The 7,621-nt window shown below is 72.7% G+C and carries 9 protein-coding genes; 7 read left to right on the top strand and 2 right to left on the bottom strand.

Going from position 1 to position 7,621, the window contains the following annotated elements:
• Nucleotides 1-57: 57 nt before the first annotated feature.
• Complete coding sequence (locus L1885_RS19725) at nucleotides 58-660, bottom strand: isochorismatase family protein (protein ID WP_235798488.1); 603 nt, start codon at nucleotides 658-660, stop codon at nucleotides 58-60.
• A 72-nt stretch (nucleotides 661-732) separates the two neighbouring features.
• On the bottom strand, nucleotides 733-2,061 hold the full coding sequence (locus tag L1885_RS19720; protein ID WP_235798487.1) for a nicotinate phosphoribosyltransferase: 1,329 nt from the start codon (nucleotides 2,059-2,061) through the stop codon (nucleotides 733-735).
• A 300-nt stretch (nucleotides 2,062-2,361) separates the two neighbouring features.
• Between L1885_RS19720 and clpS the strand changes: the two genes are divergently transcribed.
• The 7 genes from clpS to L1885_RS19690 all read left to right on the top strand — a co-directional run bounded on the left by clpS (nucleotide 2,362) and on the right by L1885_RS19690 (nucleotide 7,388).
• Entirely contained in the window at nucleotides 2,362-2,667 is a 306-nt protein-coding gene (gene clpS, locus L1885_RS19715) for an ATP-dependent Clp protease adapter ClpS (protein ID WP_235798486.1), read from the top strand.
• Complete coding sequence (locus tag L1885_RS19710) at nucleotides 2,667-3,263, top strand: DUF2017 domain-containing protein (RefSeq protein WP_235798485.1); 597 nt, start codon at nucleotides 2,667-2,669, stop codon at nucleotides 3,261-3,263. Before clpS ends, L1885_RS19710 begins: the two co-directional genes overlap by 1 nt.
• Nucleotides 3,264-3,492: 229 nt before the next feature.
• Nucleotides 3,493-5,040, top strand: a complete 1,548-nt coding sequence (locus L1885_RS19705; RefSeq protein WP_235798484.1) for an amino acid permease — start codon at nucleotides 3,493-3,495, stop codon at nucleotides 5,038-5,040.
• A 131-nt stretch (nucleotides 5,041-5,171) separates the two neighbouring features.
• Nucleotides 5,172-5,588 carry a M67 family metallopeptidase gene (locus L1885_RS19700; RefSeq protein WP_235798483.1) on the top strand — a complete coding sequence of 139 codons (417 nt, stop codon included), beginning with the start codon at nucleotides 5,172-5,174 and terminating at the stop codon, nucleotides 5,586-5,588.
• 260 nt (nucleotides 5,589-5,848) lie between these two features.
• Nucleotides 5,849-5,965 (top strand): putative leader peptide, encoded by a 117-nt coding sequence (locus tag L1885_RS29420; RefSeq protein ID WP_372481981.1) that lies wholly within the window; start codon nucleotides 5,849-5,851, stop codon nucleotides 5,963-5,965.
• A gap of 170 nt (nucleotides 5,966-6,135) precedes the next feature.
• Complete coding sequence (locus L1885_RS19695; RefSeq protein ID WP_235798482.1) at nucleotides 6,136-6,438, top strand: MoaD/ThiS family protein; 303 nt, start codon at nucleotides 6,136-6,138, stop codon at nucleotides 6,436-6,438.
• The gene (locus tag L1885_RS19690; protein ID WP_235798481.1) at nucleotides 6,438-7,388 is read left to right on the top strand and encodes a PLP-dependent cysteine synthase family protein; all 951 of its coding nucleotides are present in this window, start codon (nucleotides 6,438-6,440) and stop codon (nucleotides 7,386-7,388) included. The genes L1885_RS19695 and L1885_RS19690 overlap by 1 nt, the downstream gene beginning before the upstream one ends.
• Nucleotides 7,389-7,621 lie beyond the last annotated feature (233 nt).

The raw sequence follows: 7,621 nt of genomic DNA, 5'->3' as shown, positions 1-7,621 counted from the left end.
GGCTTCGTGCGGCCGGGGCGCGGGCGGATCCCGGCCCGTGCGGTCCCGGACGGCGGCTCAGGCCGCCCGGACCACCGGCTCGCCGCGCAGCTCGATGCCCGCGGCCCGCAGGTCCTCGACGGCGCGGTCCGTCGTGCGCCGCGCCACTCCGGCCGTCAGGTCCAGGAGGACGCGGGTCGTGAAGCCCTCGCGCGCCGCGTCGAGGGCGGTGGCGCTCACGCAGAAGTCCGTCGCTATGCCGACGACGTCGACCTCGGAGACCTCGCGCGCCCGCAGCCACGGCCCGAGGCCCAGGCCGTTCTCGTCGGCACCCTGGAAGCCGCTGTAGGCCCCCGCGTACTCGCCCTTGCCGAAGACCGCGGAGATCGCGCCCGAGGCGACGGCGGGGGCGAAGTTCGGGTGGAAGCCCACGCCCTCCGTGCCGGCGACGCAGTGCACCGGCCAGGTGTGCTCGTAGTCCGGGGTGGCGGGCGGCTTGGCGAAGTGGTTGCCCGGGTCGATGTGGTGGTCACGGGTGGCGACGACGTGCCGGTAGCCCGCCGTGGACTGCGCGATCAGGTCCGTGATCGCCGCCGCGACGTCCGCGCCGCCCGTGACCGCGAGGCTGCCGCCCTCGCAGAAGTCGTTCTGCACGTCCACCACGATCAGTGCGCGATGCATGGCCGCAGCCCCCCGTCCCGTCCTTGTCCATGATTCCCGAGCGCCCTCGTGTTCATGCCACTACCCATATCGTCACACGAACTCGGTGGGGATCACGGGCTCGCCCCGCGACAGCTGGATCGCCGACATCGGCAGGCCCGACCGCGCGGCGATGTGGCGCTCGCGGACGGTGTCCAGCGACTCGCGCGTGACGATCTCGCCGCCCTCGACGAGCGGCACGAGCAGCTGCCGGCCGGCCAGCTCCGCGGGCACCGGGCCGGTGCCGACGACCTCGGCCTCGGCCACGCCGTCCGCGTCGAGCCGCCGCGCCGCCCACTTGCGCCCGCCGATCGACGTCTTGCCGCCCAGCGACTTCTTGGCGACCGGCAGCAGCGGCGCGTCCGCGTCCGCCGACTGCGCCCGCGCCACGATCTTGTAGACCATCGAGCACGTGGGGTGCCCGCTGCCGGTCACCAGCTGCGTGCCCACCCCGTACGCGTCCACCGGCGCCGCGGCCAGCGACGCGATCGCGTACTCGTCGAGGTCCGAGGTCACCACGATCTTGGTGTCGACCGCGCCCAGGTCGTCGAGCTGCTGGCGCACCCGGTGCGCGACGAGCAGCAGGTCGCCCGAGTCGATGCGGACGGCCCCCAGCTCGGGCCCCGCGATCTCGACGGCCGTGCGCACCGCCTCCGTCACGTCGTACGTGTCGACCAGCAGCGTCGTGCCCCGCCCCAGCGAGTCGACCTGCGCGCGGAACGCGTCCCGCTCGCTGTCGTGCAGCAGCGTGAAGGCGTGCGCGCTCGTGCCGACCGTCGGGATCCCGTAGCGGAACCCCGCCGCCAGGTCCGAGGTGCTGTTGAAGCCGCCCACGTAGGCCGCCCGGGACGCGGCCACCGCCGCCAGCTCGTGCGTGCGCCGCGCGCCCATCTCGATCAGGCGGCGCCCGCTCGCGGCCGCCGACATGCGCGATGCCGCGGCGGCGATCGCCGAGTCGTGGTTCAGGATCGAGAGGATCACCGTCTCCAGCAGGACGCACTCCGCGAAGGAGCCCTCGACCCGCAGGATCGGCGAGCCCGGGAAGTACACCTCGCCCTCGGGGTAGCCCCAGATGTCGCCGGTGAAGCGGTAGTCCGCCAGCCAGTCGAGCGTCCGCCCGTCCACGACGTGCTGCTCGGCCAGGAAGCCCAGCACGCCCGGGTCGAAGCGGAAGTTCTCGACCGCGTCCAGGACCCGGCCGGTGCCCGCCACCACGCCGTAGCGCCGGCCCTCGGGCAGGCGGCGGGTGAACGCCTCGAACACCGAGCGGCGATCGGCCGTGCCGGCGCGCAGGGCCGCCTGCAGCATCGTGAGTTCGTACTGGTCGGTGAACAGGGAGGTGGAGGGCACGTCCACCGGAAGCCCCAGGTCCGGAGTGTTCATATGAGCGATGCTACCCCCCTTACTCGTCAGATTGACGATTTCTTCGCCCGGACCGCTCGTGCACGGCTCCCGGACGTCTCGCGGACGGCCGGACCGGGGCCTTCGGGCCCGGTCGGCGGCGGGGGACCGGCGTACCGCGTCACCCGCCGGAGCGCCGATCACCAGGGGCGTTTGTGCGACGGGGCCCTACGGGTGGCAGCATGGGTACACGAGGCTGTGAATCGCGGCACACCGTGACCGCGGGGACCGCGGGCCGGCCCCCGCCCGCATCCGGCATGGAAGAGAAGGTCGTCCCGAACCGTGAGTGTTGCTCCCAGCGAGATCACGCGACCAGAAGCGGCGGAGGAGACCTTCGCCGTTCCCGAGCCGGACGTGCCCTGGGTGACCATCGTCCACAACGACCCGGTCAACCTCATGAGCTATGTCACGTACGTCTTCCAGTCGTACTTCGGCTATTCGAAAGAGATCGCGCAGAAGCTGATGATGGATGTCCACCACAAGGGCCGCGCCGTCGTCTCCAGCGGCACCCGCGAGGCCATGGAGCGCGACGTCCAGGCCATGCACGAGTACGGCCTGTGGGCGACCCTGCAGCAGGACCGCGACTGATGGCCGGGCACTTCGAGCCCCTCGAGGGCGGCGGCGCCGCCGTGGCGCTCGACGAGGTCGAGATCTCCATCCTGCGCTCGCTGACCCAGCAGCTCGCGGAGCTGATCGGCCCCGGCGAGGAGCCCGCGGAGGACGACGACCCGCTCGCGTCGCTGTTCACGGAGGGTCCGAGCGAACCGCCCTCCGACCCCGCGCTGCAGCGGCTGTTCCCCGACGCGTACGGGGACCCGGAGAAGCCGGACAAGGACGACGAGGAACTGCGCGGTTACTCGGCCGAGTTCCGCCGCTTCACGGAGAACGACCTGCGCGGGCGCAAGCGCACGGACGCGCTGCACGTCATCCGCTCCCTCGACGTCCTGGCGGCCGAGGGCGAGGGCGGCGGCGTGCTCAAGCTGACCGCGGACGAGTCCCGGCAGTGGCTCGGCACCCTCAACGACCTGCGGCTGACCATCGGCACGCGCCTCGAGGTCGGCGACGAGGACGAGAACGGCGAGCTGTACCGGCTGCCGGACTCCGATCCGCGCAAGCCGATGGTCATGGCCTACCTGTGGCTGGGTGCGCTCCAGGAGACTCTCGTCGAGACGCTGATGCCGTGAGGTGACGCGTCGTCGCGACCTCGTGGAGCGGCGGCCGCAGCGGCCCCTGTCGGAACGGGCGTGCCGTCAGGGGCCGCGCCGGGACCGCCTCCGCGCGCGAGGGGAGCGGTGCGGGCCGTCGGCGCGTTCGCCGCAGGGACGGTCGCTACTGAGCCAGCCGAGGTAATTATGTGACCGTCTTACGAATGGGGTGCCGGGTTTTCCGGCCTCCATCGGCTGATCTGTATCCATGACTCCCCGACCGACGGCCCCGGAACCGGCCGACCCGCCGGCACCCGACGAGGGCTACCAGCGCGGCCTCGGCGGCCGCCAGGTCCAGATGATCGCGATCGGCGGCGCGATCGGCGTGGGCCTCTTCATGGGCGCGGGCGCGAACATCGCCGAGGCCGGCCCGTCCATCATCCTCATGTACGCCGTGGCCGGCCTCGTGATCTTCTTCATCATGCGGGCCCTCGGCGAACTGCTCCTCTACCGGCCGGTGTCCGGCGCCTTCGCCTCCTACGCGCGCGAGTTCCTCGGCCCCTTCTTCGGCTACGCCACCGGCTGGACCTACTGGCTGATGTGGGTCGTCACCGCCATGGCGGAGCTGACCGCCGCGGCCATCTACATCCACTTCTGGTGGCCCGGCGTCCCGCAGTGGCTGAGCGCGCTCGTCTTCCTGCTGGTCCTCTTCGGCGTCAACCTCATCTCCGTCCGCGTCTTCGGCGAGGTCGAGTTCTGGTTCTCCATGGTCAAGGTCACGGCCATCATCGGCATGATCGTCATCGGCCTCGGCGTCCTCACCCTCGGCTTCTCCGCCGCGGGCCCCGGCGCCTCGCCCGACAACCTGTGGACGCACGGCGGCTTCTTCCCCCACGGCATCGGCTCCAGCCTGATGACGCTCCAGGGCGTGATGTTCGCCTACGTCGCCGTCGAACTCGTGGGCGTCGCAGCGGGAGAGTCCGCCGACCCCCGGCGCATCCTGCCCAGGGCCATCAACACCCTGCCCTGGCGGATCATCATCTTCTACGTCGGCTCCCTCACCGTGATCCTCGCGGTCGTCGACTGGACCCGCTTCTCGGCAGGCACGAGCCCGTTCGTGCGGACGTTCGAGGAGATCGGCATCCCGCTCGCCGCGGGAATCGTCAACTTCGTCGTCCTGACCGCCGCACTGTCGTCCTGCAACTCCGGCATGTACTCCACCGGCCGCATGCTGCGCGGCCTCGCCACCGACCGGCAGGCGCCGAGCGCGCTCGGCCGCCTCAACGCACGCCGCGCCCCCGGACTGGGCACCGCCGTGTCCGTCGCCCTCATGGGCATCGGGGTCGTCCTCAACTACCTCGTACCGGCCGAGGCGTTCGCGTACGTCACATCGGTGGCCACCGCCTGCGGCATCTGGACGTGGTCGGTGATCCTCGTCTGCCACATCCGCTACCGGCGCGCCGTCGCCCTCGGCCGGCTGCCCGCCTCGTCCTTCCCCGCCCCCGGGGGCACCCTCTTCAGCTGGGTGGCGCTCGCGTTCCTCGCACTCGTCACCGGCCTCATCGCGTACGGCAGCCAGACCCGGATCTGCCTGTACGTCGGCGCCCTGTGGGCCGCCGCGCTCGCCGTGGGCTGGCAGGCGCTCAAGCGCCGCGACGCCCGCGCGTCCGCCGCGCGCGTCCGGCCCGTCGACGAGGAACTCGCACCGGGCACGGCCCCCGTCACCGGCCGCCCGGGCGGGACCCTCGCGGACGGCGCCGCACCCGGCGACGAGGCCCCGGGGGAGGAAGGCACGGCCCCGGCCCCGGCGGACTAGCCGTGCGCCCCGCCCCTCCACCGCGTGCGCAGCTCCCGTCCACCGCGTGCGCCGTGCCTCTCCGCCGCGCCCGCGTGCCCGGCTCGGGGGCGTCCTGCCGGGGCGTACGGGGCCCGGCTTATATTTCCCCCATGCTGACCATCACCCAGGACCTGCACGACCGGATCGTCGCGCACGCGCGGCGCGACCACCCCGACGAGGCCTGCGGCGTGGTCGCGGGCCCGGCCGGCACCGGCAGGCCCGAGCGGTTCATCCCGATGCTCAACGCCGCCCGGTCGCCCACCTTCTACGAGTTCGACTCCGGCGACCTGCTCAAGCTCTACCGCGAGATGGACGACCGCGACGAGGAGCCGGTGGTCGTCTACCACTCGCACACCGCGACCGAGGCGTACCCCTCGCGCACCGACATCTCGTACGCCAACGAGCCCGGCGCGCACTACGTGCTGGTCTCCACGGCCGACACCGACGACGCCGGCCCGTTCCAGTTCCGCTCGTACCGGATCGTGGACGGGGAGGTCACCGAGGAGGACGTCCGCATCGTCGGGTAGCCCGACCGGACACCCGGCCGCGCCCGCCGTCCGCGCGCTCCTCGCGCGCCCCCGGCGGGCGCGGCGCATCGCCCCGGCGCGCCGCACCCGCCGGACCCCCTCGCCCGGCCACCGCCGAGCCCCCGCGGGGCCACCGCCCGGGCGCGGGGAAGGGCCCGCCGCGCCCGTCCACAGGGTGGACGCCCGCATGGTGAACGTTCACCGTCCGCGATGCGAGATCACACTCTGGAACCCCCGAGGGGAATCGATACGATGACCGCATGGTTCCTCATGACGTGAGTGACAAGACGCCGAGCACGCCGCTGCTCGTCGCGCGCCTGCACGTCGACCTGTGCCGCCTCGCCAGCGCCGTCTGTCCCGACGGCGCGACCGGCTGACCGGCCGACGAGACGCCCGCCCGGCACCCGGGCACGGACACCTCAGCGCTCCACGCACCAGCAGCTTCCCCGCGCGGGGACGATCGCCCGCGCGACGCGGCGGGAACCGGCCCGGGACCGCCACGAACCGTCGGGGAACAGCCCCGACCGGACGACAGGAGACCCACGCCATGGCCATCGAGGTCCGCATCCCGACCATCCTCCGCACGTACACCGACGGGGCCAAGGCCGTGGAAGGCAGCGGCACCACCCTCGCCGAGCTCTTCGCCGACCTCGACACCCGCCACTCCGGCATCCGCGCCCGCATCGTGGACGCGGACAAGGGCGACCAGCTGCGCCGCTTCGTCAACGTGTACCTGAACGACGAGGACGTCCGGTTCCTGGACGGCATCGAGACCAAGCTCACCGACGGCGACAACGTCACGATCCTCCCGGCCGTCGCCGGCGGCGCGCTCGAGACGCTCTCCGCCTGATGCGGTACGACGAGCCGCTCGCGGCGGTCGGCAACACGCCGCTCGTGCGCCTGCCCCGCCTCTCCCCGTCGCAGGACGTGCGGATCTGGGCCAAGCTGGAGGACCGCAATCCGACCGGCTCCGTCAAGGACCGTCCCGCCCTGCACATGGTCGAGCAGGCGGAGAAGGACGGACGGCTCACCCCGGGCTGCACCATCCTCGAACCGACCAGCGGCAACACGGGCATCTCCCTCGCCATGGCCGCCAAGCTCAAGGGCTACCGCATGGTGTGCGTGATGCCCGAGAACACCTCGCAGGAGCGCCGCGACCTGCTCGCCATGTGGGGCGCCGAGATCATCCCGTCCCCCGCCGAGGGCGGCTCCAACACGGCCGTGCGCGTCGCGAAGGACCTCGCCGGGAAGAACCCCGACTGGGTGATGCTCTACCAGTACGGCAACCCGGACAACGCCGGCGCCCACTACGCCACGACCGGCCCCGAGATCCTCGCCGACCTGCCGTCGGTGACGCACTTCGTCGCCGGACTCGGCACGACCGGCACCCTCATGGGCGTCGGCCGCTACCTGCGCGAGCACAAGCCCGACGTGAAGATCGTCGCGGCCGAACCGCGCTACGACGACCTCGTCTACGGGCTGCGCAACCTCGACGAGGGGTTCGTGCCCGAGCTGTACGACGCGTCGGTGCTCACCACCCGCTTCTCCGTCGGCTCCGCCGACGCGGTCACCCGCACCCGCGAACTGCTGCAGCAGGAAGGCATCTTCGCGGGCATCTCCACGGGCGCCGCCCTGCACGCCGCGATCGGCATGGGCAAGAAGGCGGTCGCGGCGGGCGAGAGCGCCGACATCGCGTTCGTCGTCGCCGACGGCGGCTGGAAGTACGTCTCCACGGGCGTCTACACCGCCGCCACCACCGAAGAGGCCATCGAGACCCTCCAGGGCCAGCTCTGGGCGTGACGCCCCGGGCCGCCTTCGGCCCCGACCCCTCCGCGGCCCGCCCAGGACACCAGGACCGGGCGGGCACGGGGGGAACCCTTGAGTGAGTGCCGCGACCAGCGGGAAGCCCTGCGTGCCGTGACCAGCGGGGTGCCCCGCGGGCCGTGACCAGCGGGAACCCCCGCGTGCCGCGACCGCGCCCGGCCGGTCGCGCCACCGGACCCCACGCGCCGGCGGCGGCGCGCGCCGACGCC

The organism is Streptomyces fuscigenes, from assembly GCF_021556455.1.
GTDB classification, from domain to species: Bacteria; Actinomycetota; Actinomycetes; order Streptomycetales; family Streptomycetaceae; genus Streptomyces; species Streptomyces fuscigenes.
The sequence above is the reverse complement of the archived record's forward strand: the minus strand, read 5'-3'. Positions and strand labels throughout refer to the sequence as shown.

Bases quoted from the DNA above. Each gene is read 5' to 3' on its own strand.
- L1885_RS19725 (WP_235798488.1), bottom strand. From the start codon at position 660: ATGCATCGCGCACTGATCGTGGTGGACGTGCAGAACGACTTCTGCGAG.
- L1885_RS19720 (WP_235798487.1), bottom strand. From the start codon at position 2,061: ATGAACACTCCGGACCTGGGGCTTCCGGTGGACGTGCCCTCCACCTCC.
- L1885_RS19710 (WP_235798485.1), top strand. From the start codon at position 2,667: ATGGCCGGGCACTTCGAGCCCCTCGAGGGCGGCGGCGCCGCCGTGGCG.
- L1885_RS19705 (WP_235798484.1), top strand. From the start codon at position 3,493: ATGACTCCCCGACCGACGGCCCCGGAACCGGCCGACCCGCCGGCACCC.
- L1885_RS19700 (WP_235798483.1), top strand. From the start codon at position 5,172: ATGCTGACCATCACCCAGGACCTGCACGACCGGATCGTCGCGCACGCG.
- L1885_RS29420 (WP_372481981.1), top strand. From the start codon at position 5,849: ATGGTTCCTCATGACGTGAGTGACAAGACGCCGAGCACGCCGCTGCTC.
- L1885_RS19695 (WP_235798482.1), top strand. From the start codon at position 6,136: ATGGCCATCGAGGTCCGCATCCCGACCATCCTCCGCACGTACACCGAC.
- L1885_RS19690 (WP_235798481.1), top strand. From the start codon at position 6,438: ATGCGGTACGACGAGCCGCTCGCGGCGGTCGGCAACACGCCGCTCGTG.